At 63.5% G+C, this 18,809-nt stretch carries 16 protein-coding genes; 3 read left to right on the top strand and 13 right to left on the bottom strand.

Going from position 1 to position 18,809, the window contains the following annotated elements; all coding sequences use genetic code 11:
- Positions 1-69: 69 nt before the first annotated feature.
- Entirely contained in the window at positions 70-1,071 is a 1,002-nt protein-coding gene (locus JKG68_RS01200; RefSeq protein WP_202055252.1) for a Bug family tripartite tricarboxylate transporter substrate binding protein, read from the top strand.
- Between the two features lie 60 nt (positions 1,072-1,131).
- Here the strand turns inward: JKG68_RS01200 and JKG68_RS01205 are convergent, their stop codons facing one another.
- The 10 genes from JKG68_RS01205 to JKG68_RS01250 all read right to left on the bottom strand — a co-directional run bounded on the left by JKG68_RS01205 (position 1,132) and on the right by JKG68_RS01250 (position 12,861).
- Entirely contained in the window at positions 1,132-5,433 is a 4,302-nt protein-coding gene (locus JKG68_RS01205; RefSeq protein ID WP_202055253.1) for a translocation/assembly module TamB domain-containing protein, read from the bottom strand.
- Positions 5,433-7,400 (bottom strand): autotransporter assembly complex protein TamA, encoded by a 1,968-nt coding sequence (locus JKG68_RS01210; RefSeq protein ID WP_246514995.1) that lies wholly within the window; start codon positions 7,398-7,400, stop codon positions 5,433-5,435. The genes JKG68_RS01205 and JKG68_RS01210 overlap by 1 nt, the downstream gene beginning before the upstream one ends.
- A 279-nt stretch (positions 7,401-7,679) precedes the next feature.
- Entirely contained in the window at positions 7,680-8,834 is a 1,155-nt protein-coding gene (locus tag JKG68_RS01215; RefSeq protein ID WP_312890717.1) for a sensor histidine kinase, read from the bottom strand.
- Positions 8,835-8,918: 84 nt separating this feature from the next.
- Complete coding sequence (locus JKG68_RS01220; RefSeq protein WP_202055255.1) at positions 8,919-9,293, bottom strand: response regulator; 375 nt, start codon at positions 9,291-9,293, stop codon at positions 8,919-8,921.
- A gap of 80 nt (positions 9,294-9,373) precedes the next feature.
- Complete coding sequence (locus JKG68_RS01225) at positions 9,374-9,913, bottom strand: sigma-70 family RNA polymerase sigma factor (RefSeq protein WP_202055256.1); 540 nt, start codon at positions 9,911-9,913, stop codon at positions 9,374-9,376.
- Positions 9,906-10,136 carry a hypothetical protein gene (locus tag JKG68_RS01230; RefSeq protein WP_202055257.1) on the bottom strand — a complete coding sequence of 77 codons (231 nt, stop codon included), beginning with the start codon at positions 10,134-10,136 and terminating at the stop codon, positions 9,906-9,908. The genes JKG68_RS01225 and JKG68_RS01230 overlap by 8 nt, the downstream gene beginning before the upstream one ends.
- Positions 10,137-10,276: 140 nt before the next feature.
- Positions 10,277-10,969 (bottom strand): LuxR C-terminal-related transcriptional regulator, encoded by a 693-nt coding sequence (locus JKG68_RS34460; RefSeq protein ID WP_202055258.1) that lies wholly within the window; start codon positions 10,967-10,969, stop codon positions 10,277-10,279.
- A 120-nt stretch (positions 10,970-11,089) separates the two neighbouring features.
- Positions 11,090-11,446, bottom strand: a complete 357-nt coding sequence (locus JKG68_RS01240) for a DUF1236 domain-containing protein (RefSeq protein WP_202055259.1) — start codon at positions 11,444-11,446, stop codon at positions 11,090-11,092.
- Between the two features lie 133 nt (positions 11,447-11,579).
- A complete protein-coding gene (locus tag JKG68_RS01245; protein ID WP_202055260.1) occupies positions 11,580-12,335 on the bottom strand; it encodes an anti-sigma factor in 756 nt (251 codons plus the stop codon).
- Positions 12,336-12,369: 34 nt separating this feature from the next.
- Positions 12,370-12,861 carry an RNA polymerase sigma factor gene (locus JKG68_RS01250; protein WP_202055261.1) on the bottom strand — a complete coding sequence of 164 codons (492 nt, stop codon included), beginning with the start codon at positions 12,859-12,861 and terminating at the stop codon, positions 12,370-12,372.
- Between the two features lie 240 nt (positions 12,862-13,101).
- On the opposite strand from JKG68_RS01250, the gene JKG68_RS01255 reads away from it, so the two are divergent.
- Entirely contained in the window at positions 13,102-13,311 is a 210-nt protein-coding gene (locus JKG68_RS01255) for a hypothetical protein (RefSeq protein WP_202055262.1), read from the top strand.
- Positions 13,312-13,439: 128 nt separating this feature from the next.
- On the opposite strand, the gene JKG68_RS01260 is transcribed toward JKG68_RS01255, so the two are convergent.
- On the bottom strand, positions 13,440-13,847 hold the full coding sequence (locus tag JKG68_RS01260) for a DUF1236 domain-containing protein (RefSeq protein WP_202055263.1): 408 nt from the start codon (positions 13,845-13,847) through the stop codon (positions 13,440-13,442).
- 1,388 nt (positions 13,848-15,235) lie between these two features.
- Between JKG68_RS01260 and JKG68_RS01265 the strand changes: the two genes are divergently transcribed.
- Complete coding sequence (locus JKG68_RS01265) at positions 15,236-16,624, top strand: S8 family serine peptidase (RefSeq protein WP_202055264.1); 1,389 nt, start codon at positions 15,236-15,238, stop codon at positions 16,622-16,624.
- Positions 16,625-16,681: 57 nt separating this feature from the next.
- Here JKG68_RS01265 and JKG68_RS01270 read toward each other — a convergent pair whose 3' ends face one another.
- Both JKG68_RS01270 and JKG68_RS01275 read right to left on the bottom strand, forming a co-directional pair.
- A complete protein-coding gene (locus JKG68_RS01270; protein WP_202055265.1) occupies positions 16,682-17,584 on the bottom strand; it encodes a DMT family transporter in 903 nt (300 codons plus the stop codon).
- A 70-nt stretch (positions 17,585-17,654) separates the two neighbouring features.
- Entirely contained in the window at positions 17,655-18,800 is a 1,146-nt protein-coding gene (locus JKG68_RS01275; RefSeq protein ID WP_202055266.1) for a DUF3616 domain-containing protein, read from the bottom strand.
- Positions 18,801-18,809 lie beyond the last annotated feature (9 nt).

Here is an 18,809-nt window from a genome sequence, read left to right on the forward strand (position 1 = left end):
GGTTCTCATGGTCCTTACTGCGCGTCACCTCTTCGGCGCAGTCAAAGACATCAATCACAGGGAGCCGAAATGCCATTGTTCTCCAGCCCCTCACGCCGAACCATGCTTGGGCTCGCCTTGGGCGCCGCGGCATGCATGACCTCCGGAGCAGCCCTCGCACAGGCGGTGGCCTATCCGACCCGGCCGGTGCGGATGATCGTGCCGTTCACGGCCGGCGGCACCACCGACATCTTTGCCAGGCTTATCGGAGACAAGCTGTCCCAGTCCCTCGGGCAGCAGTTCATCATCGAGAACCGCGGGGGAGCGGGCGGCAATATCGGCACCGATGCGGTCGCGAAGGCCGAGCCGGACGGGTATACGCTCGTCATGGGAACGGTGGGCACCCACGCGATCAATCCGAGCCTCTACGCCAAGATGCCCTACGACGCGCTCACCGATTTCGCGCCCGTGGCCTTTGTGGCCGGCGTGCCGAACCTGATGGTGGTCAGCCCCAAGAAGGTGAAGGCCACCACCGTGCAGGAGTTCATCGCCGAGGCGAAGGCGACGCCCGGCAAGTTCACCATGGCGTCGTCCGGCAACGGCACGTCGATCCATCTCTCCGGGGAGCTCTTCAAGCAGATGACCGGCATCGAGATGCCTCACGTTCCCTATCGCGGCAGCGGACCGGCCGTGAACGACCTGATCGGCGGGCAGGTGGATGTGATGTTCGACAACCTGCCCTCCTCTATCGAGCAGGTGCGAGGCGGCAACCTGCGGGCGCTTGCCGTCACCTCCGCCAAGCGCTCGCCTGCCATTGCGGACAAGCCGACACTCGCCGAGGCTGGCCTCCCGGGCTTCGAGGCGTCGAGCTGGTTCGCGCTGTTCGCCCCCAAGGGAACGCCTCCCGAGATCACGTCCAAGCTGAACCAGGAAGTGCGCAAGGCGCTGGAGATGCCGGATGTGCAGAAGCGCTACGCCGATCTCGGCGGAGAGATCCGGCCCATGAGCCCGGACGAGCTCATGGCTTATGTGAGATCCGAGCACGAAAAGTGGGCCAAGGTCGTGAAGACCTCCGGCGCCAAGGTGGACTGACGCCAAAAACACGAAGGGCGGCTGCGTGCCGCCCTTCGACATTCCCTATCGGACGTACGGCTAGTACTCCATCTCGAATCCGACTCCGACGGAGGTGCCGCCCTGCGCGTTCACCTCGCCCTGTGCCTTGAGACGCCGCGTCAGGTCGATATCGACCGTCACGCCGCTTTCCTCCGGCTGGGCGCCGGCCCTGACGCCCACGCGGACATTGTCGCTGATGTAGCGTGAGACCCCAACCGCCGGACCGCCGCCAGCGCCGACAGTGATATCCAGACTGTCGACCCCAAGCGACCGGCGCAGGCGCTCGAACGCATCCGTGCCGGTCCCGCCCGAGAGCTGGGCAACGGCTTGCGCAAGCTGGAGCGCTTGACCCGCCGACAGGCCGCCCGACGGTCTCTGGAACAGGATGCGGGACAACACCTCATCCTGCGGCAGGTCGGGGCTGGAGCTGAAGGTGAATTCGGGGCTCGACGCCGGGCCGGTCACTCCGATCCGAGCAGTCACGTCGCCGGCCTGCGTCTCAGCCAGGAAGTCGAGCGAGGGCGTGAGATCGCCGGTAAAGTCCAACCGGCCGCGCACGAAGTCGATACGCTGGCCGAGCAGGTCGAAGCGGCCCCGGCGAAGGTCGAAAGCGCCGATCGCGATGGGGTCGCGGCTCGTGCCCTGAAGGCGCAGGTCGCCGCCGAGTTCGGCGTTGATGCCCCTGCCCCGGACGAAGATGCGGTTCTGCGCCGTCAGGGTGAGGTCGAGATCGGCACTGAAGGGAGTGCCTCTCGCGGCAGCGGATTGCCGCCTTTGTGCAAGCGCAAGCCGCGCAGCCGCCGTCGGCGTCGGCCGCACATGCTTGGTTCCCGGCAGCGGCCTCAACGTGGTTGGCAGCCGGTCGGGCACCGAGACGTTCATGGTGATGATGTCGATGCGTCCGGCGGCGCGCGGCCTGCTCAGGAGCGCCCCCGTAATGGATAAATCCAGATCCGCAATGGCTTCGACGGTTTCGTTGGAAACGAGCTGGGCGCGGCTGCCGGTGATCCGGATCTCGCTTGGCAAGCCCGCGGCAGGATCGATGGTGATCTGCCCCCTGGCCGCCAGGGTGCCCCCATTGGGCGTCTGGGCGCTCAGGCTCTCGATGGCGAGCACCTGTCCCCGCGCCGATAGCCGTCCCGCAATGCCGTTCAGCTGAATGCCCTGCAGGGAATCGACGAAGCTGCCGTTGGCGATAGTCACCGCGCCCTGGATCCGAGGGTCCGCGAGCGTGCCGGCAATGGACAGATCGAGGTTGGCTGCTCCCGTGAGGCGCCGGCCTGCTGGCGAGAGGATGCTGTTGGCAACGGCAAGATCCGTACGGCCGGCAACCCGCAGGGCAAGATCGTCGGAGGCGCTCAGAGGAAAGCTTCCCGAAACTTGCAGGGCTCCGGCCTGCCCCAGGTTCACGCGGGCATCGATGCCTGCACGCTGGTCGGCAAGGCGCCCTTGCGCCTCAATGCCGAGCGGCGGCAGGCCGGCCTGACGGGTCTGGGGGGTGGCAAGGCCGGATACGTTCAGCCTGTAGGTGCCGCCCGGATTGTCCAGCGTACCACCGATGGCGGCATTTCCGTTCACCGTGCCGGCAAGACCGAGACCCGGCACGACGATCTCTGCCGCCTGAAGCGGCAGGTTGCGGATGTCGACTGAAAGATCGAGCCTGTCGCCCACCGTGCCGGACAAGGCGACGCGGCCCTGGTCCGCCGCAATCACAACGCCGGACAAGGTGACGGCGCCGCCTTGCAGCGTGATGGTGGCAGGCTGGGCCAGGGCCAGCCGCCTGCCGCCGCGGCGCGCCGAGAAGGTGGCAAGCTCGATGCGGGTCGCATCGCCGGGCACGACCCGGCCCTGGGCATCCAGGTTAAAGCCCTGCCCCACGGCAGAGGCCGTGAAGCGCGATGCCTCGGGCGTACCTTCCGCAACGAGGCGCACGGTCCGGTAGGTCTGGCCGGCGGCGGTCACCGCGTCGGCCGTAACGGTGCCGTCGATCACGGGACGGCGGTAGAGATCCGAAACGGCGAGCCTGGTATCGAAATCCCGCACCGTCACGTCGGCCACGGCAAAGCGGGAGCCGTTCGCGGTGACAGTCGCATCCTGCCCGCCATTGCGCGCGGTGAGAGAAATCCTGGCGTCGAGGGCGCCATCGAGCTTCGTCAGCACGAGCGGGCTGAGATCGTCGAAGTTGCTCCCGGACAAGGAGATCTCGCCCTGGGCCAGCAGATCGGGCCCGAGGCGGATATTTCCGTCGAGGGCGACCGAGCCAATATCGACGTCGAGCCGGTCGAGGAGCCAGCCGCCTTCCGGCGGCTTCGCCAGATGAAGGGTGCCTGTGGCAGGCTTCCCGCTCACCTGTCCGTCGAGCGTCAGGGACGCATCGAGCGCGCCGGTCACGTCCTTGGCGTCGAGACCGATCACGAGGCGCGGAATGGCGCGGCTGAGGGCCCGAACGTCGGTAAGGGTCGCGGTTCCGGTTACATCCGGTCGCTCGAGGGAGCCGGAGAGCCGCGCCGTCACCGCCGCCCGACCGGAGGACACCCGCTCATCCACACGCCTCAGCTCGTCGATGGTAACGCTGAGGCCGAGATCGGCAGCCGACTGCGTGGCTCGGCCATCGATTCGGGCGTCCAGATGGGCGCCGTCGACACGAAGATCATCGAACGCGAAGCCGTTCGGAATCCGCCGCACGGTTCCGGCAGCCGTGAACGTGCGACCCAGAAGACCGTCCAGCGCCGGCGTCCCTGTGGAGAGGTCCTGCAGCCTTGAATCGATTGCCGCCGCAATGTCGTACCGGTTGGGATTGCCTGTCAGCCGTGCAGTCAGGGAAGCCGAACCGCGCAAGGGGCGGCCGGCGATCCCTGAGAAAGGCGCAAGCGCCGGAATGCCGGCCTCCAGCGTGCCGTCGATGATCGAGCCTCCGACCCGTCCGGTGAAGCCTGCCCGCGCGGTGGATGTCTCGATCCGTGCGGTCTCGACGCTGGCGACGCCCTGAAGATCGAACGAACCGCGCGAGTTGATCGCAAGCGTCGTCCCAATGGCACGGGCGAGCGCCCGGTCGGCGGGCTGGATTCCGGTGGCGTTCGCATCGATGGCGAAGGAGAAGCGGTCGGGAGGCGACGTCCCTTCCACGGGATTCATCGTCACCCGGGCATTCAGCGCCTGCAGCGTGCCTTGGGGAAGCCTCACCTCCGCAGCGTCAAGCGTGCCGTTGACGCGTGGTGCCGTGGCGGCGCCTTGCACCGTGCCGTCGAAGACGAGCCGGGCGATCTCCGCCTCCCCCGCTCGCGTTCTGGTGCCGTCGGTGGGCAGGGCACGGGCCCTCAAAGCGAGGTCGAGCACCCGGTCCGGGTTGACGGTTCCGGTCATGTCGAAGCTCGCCACGTTCGACGTGATGCGGACCGGCTGGAAGCGCAGGCCGCCGTCGTCGCCCACGGTCACATTGCCGACGAGCTGGGTGGTGCCGCTGAAGACGGGAGCAACAGGCGCGGGCAGCAGCCCTTCGATGCGGGCGGCAAGATCGACCCCGACCTGATAGGCTGCACCAGCCCGGCTGACGCGGGCTCCGCCCTGGGCACCGATGGTCGGACCAGCCGAAAAATCGAGGCGCGCGGCGAAATCGCTCAAAGGCCCCTGCCCGGCAAGCCGCAGGTCCACCGGCGGCAGACCGGGCAGATCGAGCAGCCGGGCCGCGATGCCCCCCGCCGGCTCCTGATGGGTCAGCTCGAGGGCGAGCCGGTTTGTCTGGGGCACGTAATCGAGATCGATGGAAAGCTGCCCCGGAGCATCGAGCCGCCGGGCCGTGAAGGCAAGATCGAGGCCCTCCGAGGGATTGCCGATCCGGGCCGAGCCCTGCGCCGAGAGCCGCGCGGCCGTGCCGAGCAAGGGCTCGCCCAGCGCTAGCTCCTGCAAGGCGAAGCGAGTGACGACCACCTGCACAGGCAGTTCGGGCAGGATCGGCTCGTCGGAAACCGCTGCGTCCTCCTCCGCCGGCAGGGGCTTGCGCAGCAGCTGAAGACGGTCGATGGCAAGCTCGTCCACCTGCAGGCGCCCGCGCAGCAGCGCCGTGCGGCTCCAGACCAGGCGGGCTCGGTCGACGCTCAGCCAGACCCCGTCCCGGTCGGAGATGCGCACGTCCCGGATGACCGCGTTCGAGGAGAGCGCCCCCTCGATGCCGCCGATGCTGACCCGCGTGGTGGGGGTCGAGAGCACCCGCGAGATAAGGCTGGCGAGCACGCCCTGGTCGGTCTGCGCCCGGCTGGGCGAGCCGGCAACCAGCCAGAAAAACGCCAGCGTCAAGGTGACGGCAGCGGCGAACAGGGTGAGGTGGCGGCGCAGCTTGTTCATCAGAATGCCTGCCCGATCCCAACATAGATGGCGAATGAGCGGTCACCCTGCTCCCGGGTGAGCGGAGTTGCGATGTCCAGGCGGATCGGGCCGATGCCGGTGTAATAACGCAAGCCCAAGCCCGCCGAGACGCGGATGTCCTCGTCGAAGTCGGGATAGCTCGACGCGAAGGCTGTGCCCGCATCGACGAAGGGCACGATCCCGATCGTATCGGTGATCTTGATACGCGCCTCGACCGAGGCTTCCAGCAGGCTGCGGCCGCCGATCGGCTCCCCGAGGAAGGTCGGGCTCAAGGTGCGGTAGCCAAAGCCGCGCACCGAGCCGCCGCCACCGGCAAAGAAGCGCCGGTTGGCCGGGATGTCCTCCAGATCCGCCCCGACGATGGAGCCCAGGCCGATACGGCCCGCGAGCACGTATCGCGCCTCCTCATCCAGGGAGAAATAAGCAGACGCCGTTCCGCGAGCGACCGTGATCGGAACGGAGGAGCCCAGGAACTCCGGATAAGGTGTGACCGACGCGATCAGCCTCATCCCCTCGGTCGGATTGAGCGGATTGTCGGTCGAGTCGTAGCTGAGGGAGACGGGAACGCCGACGAGGCGGTAGTCGATCTGCCCAAGGATGTCCGAGGTCTGCCCGCGCTCGATCTCGATTCCGCCCTGGATCGAGAAGGTCTCGCTGAAGCGATGACGGATCACTGCGGTCCCGTTGACGAGGCGGCTCGTATACCCTTCCGTTCGATCGCGCTCCACGAGGCCGTCGACCAGAAGATCGTTGCGCGTTCCCCCGAGAGCCGGCTTCAGGAAGCTCGCCCGGAAGCGGCCGCCGAGATCCTCCCAGGACGGATCCTCGTCCCTGTCCGGCTCCCCGCCATCTTCGGTGAGATAGAACAGGTTGCCCTCGAAGCGCAGCCGCTCGGCGCCGCCGAACAGGTTCCGATGCGCCCAGTAGGCGCGCACCGCAGGACCGTCCGTCGTCGAGTACTGGACCGACGCGCCGATGACCCGAGGCTGGCGCTCCGTGATGTCCACGAAAAGAGGCAGGTTGCCGTAGGCATCCAGTGTCTCTGCCTCGCGGATGCGCACCGAGGACAGAGCCTCGATCTGCAAAATCGACTTGCGCATCGAGGCGAGCGCTGCGGGCGAATACGGGTCTCCGGGCTCCGTGTAGATGAAAGAGCGCACCACGGCCGGGTCGACATTTTCCAGCCCCTGAACCGTGATGGGGCCGATCCCCGCGCGGGGACCGGGATCGACCTTCAGGCCGATATCCATGGCCTGAGCCGGATGAAACACCACAGGCTCGCGGTCTTGAACTTTGGCGAAGGGCCGCGACTGGGTGCGGAAGTGATCGACGATGCGGGCCTCGGCTGCAAGGATGTCGGCGGACCGCGCGGGATCTCCGGGTTCGATCTTCACCACGCGTGGCGGCAGCTCGCTTGGCGGGAACGGACGATTGGTTCCGGCGTCCACAACCGCGACATCCCGCAGGGCAAAGAGATGGCCGGGATCGACCTGCACCTCGATAGGGACGAGCGCCCGTGCCCGGTAGACATCAGCAGCCTGGATGGCCGCGTTGGATCGCTGCGCCTGGATCTGGAGCGGAGCTCCAGCGACGTTGATGGTCACGCGGGCATTGTAAAAGCCCGCGCCCCAGAGCGCGTCGATCAGGCGAGGCAGATCCGCCTCGGCACGGCTGACCAGAGCGGGAGCATCCGGCGGCGGATCGCCCTGCAGGCTCTGCAGCGTCGATGCATCCTTCAGGACCTGCCGGAGATCCTTGTCCTCGCCTGCCACCACGAAGTCGAGCGAATACGGCAGGGCACTTGGACTTGGCGGCGGGGGAGCATCATCGCTCCCGAACAGCCCAAAGAAATCGAAGGCTGCGGCAGGTGCAATCGATGTCCCGCCGAGCAGAAGCCCCGCGAAGAACAGAAATAAGATCCGGTTATTCGTGCTCAGCCATAGCAATGAGGCAATATCTCCCAGGCAGAGGCGGATTAATATCCTTTGATCTCTCGCCTCCGCTCCAAATCCATGCGGAACATCGTGAAGATCATTCAGGTCAGTCGGGAGATGTACCTAACCATAGTTTCCGCAGCGGAAAAACCCCAATCGGCCGATTTTGACTAGGCTGTGGATGAAGCTGTTCCGGCCATGCCCTTCAAAGAGCAGCTTGCGCCTGAAAGAGCGTTCATTCGATCCGTTCTGGGCGGGGCGGAGGGAGCCGCTGCGACCGGCTTGCGGGCCTCAATACGCCGGAACGAGGCGCCGGTCGACAAAGGGCGCAACCAGTCGGAACTTGAGGCCTTCAGCATCGAATTCGGTTAGAACGTCCGCGTTGATTTGCATCGGCAGCACCCTGCGGAGCAAGGTCGAGCCGAAACCCTCCTGGCTGGGCGGGCGCGCGGGTGGCCCTCCCCTCTCGGTCCATTCCAGCTGCAACCTGCGTCCGCTATCGTCTGTAACGATGTCCCACCTGACTTCCACATAGCCGTCCGGCACGGACAGGGCACCATGCCTGACCGCGTTGGTGGTGAGTTCGTGAAGCGCCATGCCGATCGGGACCGCCAGATCGGCCGACAGCTCAATCTGCGGACCGATGAGCATGAAGCGGGGCTTCCTGCTCTCGGCGAAGGGCTTGAGCTCGTTGAGCGCCAGATCCCGCAGCGGGGCTGCCTGCCAGTAATCCTCCGTCAGCAGGTTGTGGGTCTTTGCCAGCGAGGAGATCCGATTGGAGAACGAGGTGTAGAACTCCTCGAAGCTGCCCGAGGAACGGCCGGTGGCGCCGACGAGCGCCTGGACCGTCGCCAAGGTGTTCTTGACCCGGTGATGAAGCTCACGAACCAGAAGGGTCTGCCGTTCCTCGATCCTGCGGCTGGCCGCGAGAACCTCGTCCCGTTCGGCGATAGCCCGGCGCAGTTCCATTTGCGACATCACCTGCCGGGCAAGCGTTTGCAGGGTGAAGGCCTGATCGTCCGTCAGCCCGCGGGGGACCGTGTCGAGCACGCAGAGGGCTCCCAGCGGCAAACCTTCGGGCGTCTCAAGCACGGCACCGGCATAAAAACGCAGATGAGGCTCGTCCCTGACCAGCGGATTGGCGGTGAAGCGGGAGTCGTCCGTCAAACTGGGAATGACCGTAAGCCCCGGTTGCAGCATGGCGCTGAGGCAGATCGAACGGTCGAGGGTGGTTTCGCGCACGCCGAAACCGATTTCGGCCTTGAACCACTGCCTGCGATCTTCGACAAGACTGATCAGGGCAATCGGCGTCCTGCACGCCCTCGCGGCAAGCTGCACAAGATCGTCGAACTCCGGTTCTGCCGGCGTGTCGAGGATCCGGTAGCTCCGCAAAGCCGCGAGCCGGTCGGTTTCGTCCCAGTGTGGAAGCAATATATCGTTTGACACGAAGCAGTTACCATTCACGCACTCGTGTGAGAACGACTTGGATCCCATAGGGTTCGAACGGGGCTGTTTGTTTCCCCAGATAGCTTAGTCGCACCCGACGTGAAGCTGTCGACATGCACGAACCAGCACGTTCGGAGCCGCAGGCTTCTCGATCCAGACGTTATGATGAAATTCAGCCAGGTTAGGATGATCGTCCCGATGCCCGGAATAGATCAGGAAGGGCACCTCACGACGGCTTAGCTCCAAGGCGATCTCGCGGCATGGGCCGTCCTTCAGCGTCGCGTCCAGAATGGCCAAGTCCGGCGTGGCGGTCTCGAGCCATTGAAACGCAGCGCCGCAGGTCGTGAACGGGCCGGCAACCGTGTATCCCGAATCCTGCAGCTCATCCTGAAGGTTGAGCGCTATGATGGCCTCGTCCTCCAGTACGAGGACAAGAGGCTTGCTGCTAGGCTGGTCCATCCCGATTCAATCGGCCATCGGGCTTGAACCTGACCTGAACGAGCAGGCCCGGCCTTCGAGAGCAAGGCCAGACGGCAGGCTTATTCTGCCGCAAGAGCGGCCTTGATGACGTTGTCGGGGCCGATATCGTTTTCGTCCCGAAGGTCCAGCAAGACAACCAGCTTTGCGCGAGCGCGATTGACCCGGCTTTTGACCGTTCCGATCGCCACCTTGCACACCTCGGCAGCCTCCTCGTAGGACATGCCTTGGGCTCCGACCAGAAGCAGCGCCTCGCGCTGATCCAGAGGCAGCTTCGCCAAAGCTATGCGGAAATCCTCGTAATCGAGATGCGCCTGCTGATTGGGATGGGTTTTGAGGCGGGCGGCGAAAGCCCCATCCCCGTCTTCGACCTCCCGCTTGCGCTTACGATATTCGGAGTGAAACAAGTTGCGCAGAATGGTGAAAAGCCACGCGTTGAGGTTCGTTCCGCGCTCAAACCTGTCACTATTGGCCCATGCCCGCAGGATGGTGTCCTGCACCAGGTCATCGGCCCGGTCAGGATGGTTCGTCAGTGAAACGGCAAACGCCCGCAGATGAGGAACAGCAGCCAGCATCTGATCCCGCAGGGTATCCTCAACCATTACGAGGAGAAGCTCCTATCTGGGCTTCGATCTGGCAAACGAGGCTCATGAGACTTGGCGACAGGGGTTGGCGGAGCAACTCCGCATAGGTCTGCCGCAGGTCGGCGCCGATTCTATCCTGCGCTTCCAGCTGAATCTCGTTCCAGAGGCCGTCACCCCGCCATGAGTGCGGAACAACAACGATTTGGCCTACAGACCAGTCTTCCATGCCATCGTCAGTCATAGCAAATCCCCTCCCAGCCAGCTCTCTTGATGAAGCCAGACAATTAATCCTGGAGGATGATCGACGTTCCCGAACCCATAACACATTTTGTTAACTTATGTTAAGATCGCTATCTCTAGCCTTGAAGGGTCGGCTGACCGTCAGGTCACTTCGCCGCCGCAGGCGTCAGCGGTTGTAGACAGATTGTGGGCAGCCCAGAGAGCCGCCTGGGTGCGGTTGCCGGCGCCGACCTTCTTCAAAATCGCCTTTACGTGGACCTTCACCGTGGCTTCTGACAGCTTCAGCTTCCGTGCAATGACCTTGTTGGGGGCTCCCTCCTTCAAATAAATCAGGATTTCGGCCTCACGGCCGGAGAGCTTCCGGCCTTTCAGCTCGGAATTTTCTAAATTCCACGTCGCCTCTGCAGCCTTCGGAACGGCATGATGCGCCAGCTCTTCCATTGCAGACAAAACGACCGAGAACGGAAGCACGGCCTCACCGAGCATCACCAGTTCAAGAGAACGAATGAGAATGTCGCGCTTGATGTTCGATAGGCAGAAACCATTGGCTCCCGCCTCCCATGCCGCCGCCACGGTATCGGCTTGGAAGCGGTCGGCCAGCACGACGATCTTAGCCGTTGGGGAATGTGTCCGCAGATGCCTCACCTGATCGACCGCATCGTTGAGGTGACTGCTTCCGTCGATGATGAACAGAACGGATGTCTCGTCCTGAATGCCAGGCACCTCCGAAGCGCCGTCATATGCCCTGTGGGACACGACAAAGTGCGTATCGGAGAGGATATTCTCGAGTCCAAGGCGGAGGAGAGAGTTGCTGCAAATGGGAACGACCTGCACCGAAGGCTCATCATGGGCCTGGAGCGCTCGCCGGCTTTGGTTCAAGCTTTGTAACGACATAATAAATTCGCCTTTTCTCGCAGCAGAGAAATCGCTCTGTGCCGTTAAAGCCCCCAAGCGTCACTTTATGATGTAGACAACCTTGCGGGACGCCGCATCGACGATGACGCGATGATCGTTCATGACTGCGTAGCGATAGGTTTCATGCCTTGGAATAGGATGAAGCTCGACCGTCTCAGGCAGCGTTTCTCCAAGGGACGTTCCCCACTCGACCCCGTTGTCCGGTTGGCTTTTCTGCCGAGCCTGCGCTCTCACAGCAGGATCTCCCGTGATGTCGCGGGCAGCATCGACGACGGCATGCTGCTGAGCCGGGGACATCCACGACACGGTCTGGCTGATTGCATTCGGCGTTGCGCCGGGCGTGGCAACGGTGCCCAAGGTGAATACGGCGAAAGCTAGATGTGACGCGACACGCATGCCAACCCTCAATCGCTAGCCAAGACGAATGAAGAACGGATCGCGTAACCTGTTTATTCCAGCTCTTTGGAATTTTTCTGGAAAAGCGTCGGCGTCCCGATCACGCCGGACCTTGGGGCTGCGCGGCTGTGGCTCAGCGAGCGGCTTCTGCCAGCGCTTTTGCCTCCGCATCCTCCACAAGGGGCTCGCCCGCACCCGCATTCTGGAGATAGGTTGCTGTCAGATCGGTCCCATCACTCGGGATATAGCCAGCATCGTTGGCGGGGCTTGTTACGGCAAGGGCAACGTTCCACCGGCCCTGGTGGCATGCAATGGCGTTTGCAGCGCCAGACGACGCTTGAAGCCTGAACTCACGGCAGAGGGAGCCATCTTGGAGGCGATAGGTCGAGATGACCCTCATCCGCCCGTCAGGCAGTTCCACGTCGCGACCTGACGCGACTCTGCTCAATTCACTGCGGATCAGGGGATGGTCCAGCTGTGCGATCAGGCTGTCGTTGTCCCACGCGCTCTGTCGGCCGGCAAAGTATCCTGTAGCGACCGCAATGGCCGCGACAGATGCAGCCAAGGCGACGTTCAGATATGGCGATCCGCGGCCGAAACGAGGGCTTCTTGCCTCACGAAACCGGGGTTCGGCAGCCTGACGATTGGTCGCCTCGAAAGCTCGTATCTGAGCCGATACGGCAGCATAGAGTTCAGGCGGCACGGGAGAGGCCGACCCGTTGGCGAAGGCCGAGCGCGTCAGACGGCGGCTTTGTTGAAAATCGACAACCCGCTTGGCAATGCCGGGGCTGTCTACCATGGCTTTTGCAACCGCCGCCGCAACAGGCTCATCGAGCTCGCCGTCCGCGAAGGCCATGAGGATTTCATCGCTGAGATGAAGCTGTGACATATGTTTTACTCCGCGGATCCCATCTCACCGGCACTCAGGCAGCAGCCGTCAACTCGACAAGTCTCTTGCGTGCCCGTGCAAGGCGGCTCATGACGGTGCCGATCGGCACGTTCAGGACATCGGCAGCCTCCCGATAGCTAAGATCTTCAGCGCAGACGAGGACGAGAACCTCCCGTTGCTCCTGCGGCAGGCTTTCGATGGCCTGCTGGACTTCCGACAGAACGAGTTTGCTCAGGATCGGCCCCTCGCCGGGATCCCCTATCAGTTGCGTCTGCGTCGCTACGTCTTCCGTCATGCCTTCAGCTTTCGTCCGTCTGAGGTGGTCAATCCAGTGATTGCGGAGTATTCGGAACATCCATGCATCGAACCGGGTCCCTGGCGTCCAGCTGCCTGCATTGGCAAGCGCACGCTCGCAGGCCCCCTGCACCAGATCGTCCGCAAGCGGCTGCGAGCGGCAGAGCACCAGTGCAAATCGCCTCAATCGTGGCAGGAGCGCCACCAGTTCGTGTCCTATGGCTGCCGGCATTCCTGCTCCGCATGGCCTGATTGGATATTAACGGGACAGCTGATCGTTTTATTCCACCCTTGCGGGCGATCTTGTGCGCACCTTACGGGCAAACCGCGTCCGGCAGCAATGTCGGCACATGGATGACCCTCGCTCATCGGGCGACCTCGGTTAGTCTTGGATTGTCCAAAGGTTCATATTCCTGCCCCATGATGCCGGTAAGGCTACAAGCCGATCAGAATGATATGAGGAGGCTTGCCGATGCGTACCTACAATCTCTTCCGGCGCAAGGACGAAACGGAACTGTATTGTGCTGTGCCGGAGAGCGTCCCTGTTCCGGCCTTCCAGACCGATGACAGCTGGGAATATGCCCGCTCCCTCGACATCGGGGCGCTCTCCGGCTTCGATGCGGCTGCGGCCCATGCATCCGCCGCAGCGAACGGCTTCTACTTATTCCATTCTGCATCGTGAGAGCTTGAGGGCGGCAGGCGCATGGCAGGCCTGCCCTCATCAGGTTCTTCCAAGCACGTTCAGGGTATCGACAAAAAAGGTGGGCGGCCTCAAGGGACCGCCCACATTCAGCTCAAGGCAAAAGATCCTTAGCGGATGATCTGTACGATCTTGCGGCTGCCCGGCTCGACGAGCACGGGGGTGTCGTTCACCACCGTATAGCGATAGCCCTTCACCTTATACTCGGTCGGAACCTCATGGTAGGTCACGCCCGATTCCGGCAGAACCGCACCCACGCGGACCTCTTCCCTGTAGGTATAGGACGGGACCTTCTGGGTGGTCACATACTGGCGGAACTCAGGCTGCTGCTGGTCGGCAATGCCGCCCACGATCGCGCCCGTGACGCCACCCACCGCAGCGCCGACCGGACCGCCCACAATGGCTCCGCCAACGGCGCCCGTCGCAGCACCGGCGGCCGCACCGCCCGACTGAGCAAAGGCAGCGGCAGGCGCAAGAGCGGCCAGAACGACGCCAGTGAGAAGGATCTTCTTCGACATGCTCTATCTCCTCGAGTAAATACGCGGGATCATGACCCGTTGGACATAAAACGCGCATGTCGGGAAGTAGTTTCACAGAACAGCGGGATGCAGCATCCGATCTACACGCTGCCGATGATGATGAACGCTTGATGAACACGCAGGAGCTTCCTGACGCTACATTTTTATTCATGATCTGTTCATACTTCTCCGACTCACCGACAGTATAGATTTCCGGTCCCGTTGACGTGGTAAAATTACAATAACAGTCCTGGCTGACAGCTTGGCTGAAGGGGCATATCATGATGCCGGCAGTATCATGATGACCTGCTGCTCATGCATTTCCTGAAATTCCGTTCTGCAACCGTTCAGAGTTCTCATTTATACTTGAAACAAATTGCCTGGCTCGGCCGTTATTATGTGACGTGCGTCCGGTGTTCCTTGGACCGCATCCTCAGGTTCATGGCTTGTTCGATATGACAGCATCTCAGTTCGCTGCATAACCCAGAGTTCGATCATTAGCTTCTTGAGTAACAATCCCGGCAGGGGTGCAAGAGCGAGCTGTTTAAATGATACCAAGACGGCGTTCCCTCCTGATTGCAGCATCGTGCATTGCCCTTGTTTGGCCCCTCCGGCTTCAGCTTGATCTCAGGGAGGGTCTCCGTGTGTCCCTGGATGACTGGGCTGCAATGTCCAAGGAGGGCAAGGGGAACGGCGGGAACGGTGGCGGAAACGGTAACGGCGGCAACGGAAACAGCGGAGGCAAGGGTAGTAGCGGCGGCAACGCAGGCGGCAACGGCAATGCAGGCGGAGGCGGAAACGGCGCCGGAGGCGGCAGCAATGCGGGCGGCGCTGGCAAGGGTGCCGGCGGCGGAAACAGCGCCGGCGGCGCCGGCAACGGCGCGAGCGGAGGCGGCGGCAACGCGGGCGGAGCCGGAAACGGTGCCGGCGGCGGAAGCAGCAATGCAGGTGGAGCCGGAAACGGGAACGGCGGTGCGAACTCGGGTCAGGGCAACTCCTCGGGCCCTGGAAATTCATCCGGCAGGGGAAATTCATCGGGCCAAGGAAACTCCGCGGGCCCGGGGAACTCTTCGGGACGAGGGAACTCCGCGGGTCAAGGGAACTCCGCTGGCCAAGGGAACTCCGCGGGTCAAGGGAACTCTTCGGGACGAGGGAATTCTGCAGGACAAGGAAACGCGTCGGGACCGGGCAATGCATCCGGCCAGGGAAACTCATCCCCCGGGAACTCATCGGGCAAGGGGAGCGCACCGGGTCAGGGGAACTCCTCAGGCCAGAGTGCAGGAAAGACCCAGGCAGGCAATGCATCGAGCAACCGGCCTGCCCCATCCGCACCACTCGGGGGAATATCGTCCTTCTTTGGAGCGGTTTCCCAGAATCTTCGGCCAGCCGTGGCTGCGCCGATCGACGCGGCCGTAACCGCCGTAACGCGAAGGAACGCCACGAGAGCCAAGGCGAATCCGCTAGGCGTCGGATCAAAGCAGGCCGTATCTCGTGCAAGTCAGCGTGGCCGCGCGCAAGCTCAGGCAAGCCGCACCGATGCAAACCGCAAAGGGGTTGCCAAGACCAACCTGAAACTGCCGAGCGGAAGCACAAACCCCTCTTCTCGCCCCAAGGTGAACACGGCGGCCATCGAACAATCCTTGCCGAAGCCGAGGCAGGCACAGCGGTCGATTGTTGCTGTCGGGTTGAGCCCGGACGATCTTGCTCGTCTGTCGGCACAGGGTTTCAGGACCGAACTGCGGACGAAGGGCACCATTGCGAATGTGGTTCGGCTCGTCGCTCCCCGCGGAATGTCGCTCGCCCAGGCCCAACGTGCCGTCCGTGTGGTCGACGCTGCGGCCGCGACAGATTTCGACCACTTCTACTACACGGATGAAGGCCCGAGCTGCACGGGTCCCGGTTGCGAGGCCGTCTCGTTGGTGGGTTGGAAGCCCCCCTCCCCCGATCAATGCGGCCCACTTCCGGCCATCGGTCTGATCGACACCGGCATCGACCGCGAGCATGAAGCCCTGCGCGGGCAACCGATCGAGGTTCTTCCAAGCCCCCGAGCCCGAGGCACCCCGTCGAAACCCGATCATGGCACGGCCGTGGCGGCGCTCCTTTCGGGCAGGAGCGGCAGCAGCGCTCCCGGGCTTCTTCCCGGAGCGAAGATCCTGGCGGTGGATGCCTTCTATCGCGATGGTGGAACGGCCGACCGCACCGACGTGACGTCCCTGGTCCTCGCCCTGGAGGCTCTTGCGGACCGGAATGTGCGTGTTGTGAACATGAGCCTCTCCGGCCCACCCAATGAGGTGCTGAAGAACGCCATTGCATCCGCCCAGGCCAAGGGGATGATCATCGTGGCAGCCGCAGGGAACAACGGTGCGGGCGCCGAGCCGTCCTATCCTGCGGCCTATCCCGGCGTGATCGCCGTCACTGCAGTGAACCGGCAGCTCGATGTCTATAACCGGGCAACCCGTGGCGAGTATGTCGACCTGGCAGCTCCCGGGGTGGATCTGTGGGTTGCCGCCCCCGGAGGCGGCGGCACGACCAGGAGCGGGACATCCTACGCGGTTCCGTTCGTTTCGGCGGCGGCGGCGGTCCTGCGCGCCTCCAACGCCACGCTGGATGCCTCAAGCCTGGAGGCGGTCCTGGAGAACGGCACGCTGGATCTCGGCAAGCCCGGTCGTGACACGACCTTCGGGTATGGCCTCCTTCAGACAGCCAGTCTGTGCCAGCCGGATCAGGATGAGCTTACCATCCGGTCGGCTTCAGGGCTGAAGCATGAAGCTCCGTAATGCGATCGGACCACCGTCGCCGATGCCGCCCGGCCCATCCGATGGACCGGGGTTCTATCAAGGCTTCCGGGAGCGGCTCCATGCGAGCAGTGAATGAGGCAGGATACGGTCGCGCCGCACCGTGATGATCAGAATTCCGCAGAAGGCGATCCCGGTGCCGAGAGCCATTCGGGCATCGAACTGGTCTCCGGTGATGCTGATGCCGAGCGCTACCGTCAGCAGCGGGTTCATGATGGTGAGAGGGGCAATCAGGTTGGCCGGATACTTTGCAATCAGGCCATAATAGATCGTGTGAGCCAAAAGGGACACGATCAGCGCCGAGAACAGGAGGGCAGCCACGAAGGCCCAGCCCGCCTCCACGGCATGAGCAAGCTGATTGGTTTCGATCCCGGTCGTCAGCGCAGCCAGCGGCACGACCGACGCAAGGCCGACCCAAGCCTGGAACTGCAAGGGCCGCACCCCCTTCACCTGCTTCATCATGACCGCAGCCAGAGATCCCGCCGCAGCAGAGCCTAGAACAAGCACGAGCCCGGCAGAGATCGGTGTCTCGCTGCGGGGATCCCACATCACGAGCACGCCCCCGACAAAGGTCAGTGCGATTCCGAGCCCTCGCCTCCAGGTGATCCTTTCGCCCAGCATCGCGAACGACAGGAGCGCCGTGATGGGAAGCCCGAGTTGGGTCACGATCGCAGCACTGGAGGGGCTGGCTGTTTTGATGCCCATGAAGAACAAGGCAAAGCCGCCGCCCCCCATCAGGAATGCAACGAGAAGAACCCGGCCCATGGACTTCGGCGTCGGCAGCAGCCAAGGCAGAGCCAGGGCCGCCACGATACCGTAGCGAACGGCGGCGTAGAACAGGGGCGGGATCTCCATCCCTGAGACGACGATCTTGCTGACGATGGTGTGGGCTGCCCAGAGGAGGCAAACCAGGAGCATCAGGGAGAAGTCACGTAAGGCCATTATTCTCCGTAACCCGGTTGTCGGACTGCTAACAATTGCCGGCTGTGTAGGGCTGCTATGCTTTAGAGTTTCACACCTGCAATCCGGAGGCAGCGACGATCCGTGAGACGATGCCATGATCCGACCGGCCCGGCGGTCGGATTACGTCCGCCCGTACGGTGAAGGTGTCGGGATCCGTCCGTTCTGGAGCAGGAGCATCGTAGATCACCAGCAACGCGCCGGCACCGCCCTCGGGCCAGAGATCGATCCCTTCCGGGTGATCCGCATGAAGCTGGTAAGGCAGTTCCGCGACCGTTTCGATCCGGCCTGGATCGATGACTCCGGAGGAGCTGTCGTGAAGGGCGTCGCGCCAGCGCAGCACGAAGGCAGGCCCCTCGAGCGACATGGTCGGCCCCACAAGCAGGAGAAGATCGTCGCCATCCAGGCGCATGTCGCGGATGCCGAGACCGCGCGTGTCGAGCAGATGCTTGCGGTAGCGCCGTTCGCCGTCCACATGTCGGGCCTTGAGACGGCCCGGCACCTTCTCCTTGATGTCCAGGTCCAGGATGACGGCATGGCCCCTCAGGACCGGGCCGCGAAGCCCGAGCCATACCCTGTCCCCCTGAACCGCAAGGCCTTCCACGTCAAAGCCGTTTTCCTTCGAGGGAATGTTCAGAAATGGGCCAAGGTGGGGATCCCCTGCGAGCCACCGGGCGAGGGAGCTGCGCTTCTTGCCGAATTTGACCCAGGCGGCATTCCGCTCCCCGTCCTGCCGAGCCGGCATGAAGAGGCCCGGCGCCTCCTCGACGAGGGGGATCCGACCAAGGAAGTAGCGGTTCGGCTCCCGTTCAATGTCCTCCATGTTCTTGAGGGCGTCGCCCGCATCGCTCTCATCCCTTTTGGGCTTGCATCGCTTGAGGGAGTGGGAGCCCACGATCCAGAGGAAGCCGCCCTCGGCGCAGAGGCCCTCGATGTCCATTTCGCCCTCGGCGCCCCCCGGCAGGCTGACGAACTCATCGAGAACGTAGTGGCGATGATCGCCGAACGTGCCGTCCTCCAGACGACGTAGTCGCTCGACGCTTGCCGTTTCGTCACAGGCAAGAAAGAGACAGTCGCCGGCGCGAGCGACTGCGGACAAATCCTTCTGGAGCGGATCCTCCACGTGGCGCAGGGGCCTCCAATCGGAAAAGGTGAGCGCGACTTGGTCGAGGACGTTTGCGTGGCCTGGATCTGACAAGATGCTTCC

The organism is Microvirga aerilata (genome assembly GCF_016743775.1).
Classification (GTDB): domain Bacteria; phylum Pseudomonadota; class Alphaproteobacteria; order Rhizobiales; family Beijerinckiaceae; genus Microvirga; species Microvirga aerilata.

Bases quoted from the DNA above. Each gene is read 5' to 3' on its own strand.
- JKG68_RS01200 (WP_202055252.1), top strand. From the start codon at position 70: ATGCCATTGTTCTCCAGCCCCTCACGCCGAACCATGCTTGGGCTCGCC.
- JKG68_RS01205 (WP_202055253.1), bottom strand. From the start codon at position 5,433: ATGAACAAGCTGCGCCGCCACCTCACCCTGTTCGCCGCTGCCGTCACC.
- JKG68_RS01220 (WP_202055255.1), bottom strand. From the start codon at position 9,293: ATGGACCAGCCTAGCAGCAAGCCTCTTGTCCTCGTACTGGAGGACGAG.
- JKG68_RS01225 (WP_202055256.1), bottom strand. From the start codon at position 9,913: ATGGTTGAGGATACCCTGCGGGATCAGATGCTGGCTGCTGTTCCTCAT.
- JKG68_RS01230 (WP_202055257.1), bottom strand. From the start codon at position 10,136: ATGACTGACGATGGCATGGAAGACTGGTCTGTAGGCCAAATCGTTGTT.
- JKG68_RS01240 (WP_202055259.1), bottom strand. From the start codon at position 11,446: ATGCGTGTCGCGTCACATCTAGCTTTCGCCGTATTCACCTTGGGCACC.
- JKG68_RS01245 (WP_202055260.1), bottom strand. From the start codon at position 12,335: ATGTCACAGCTTCATCTCAGCGATGAAATCCTCATGGCCTTCGCGGAC.
- JKG68_RS01250 (WP_202055261.1), bottom strand. From the start codon at position 12,861: ATGCCGGCAGCCATAGGACACGAACTGGTGGCGCTCCTGCCACGATTG.
- JKG68_RS01255 (WP_202055262.1), top strand. From the start codon at position 13,102: ATGCGTACCTACAATCTCTTCCGGCGCAAGGACGAAACGGAACTGTAT.
- JKG68_RS01260 (WP_202055263.1), bottom strand. From the start codon at position 13,847: ATGTCGAAGAAGATCCTTCTCACTGGCGTCGTTCTGGCCGCTCTTGCG.
- JKG68_RS01270 (WP_202055265.1), bottom strand. From the start codon at position 17,584: ATGGCCTTACGTGACTTCTCCCTGATGCTCCTGGTTTGCCTCCTCTGG.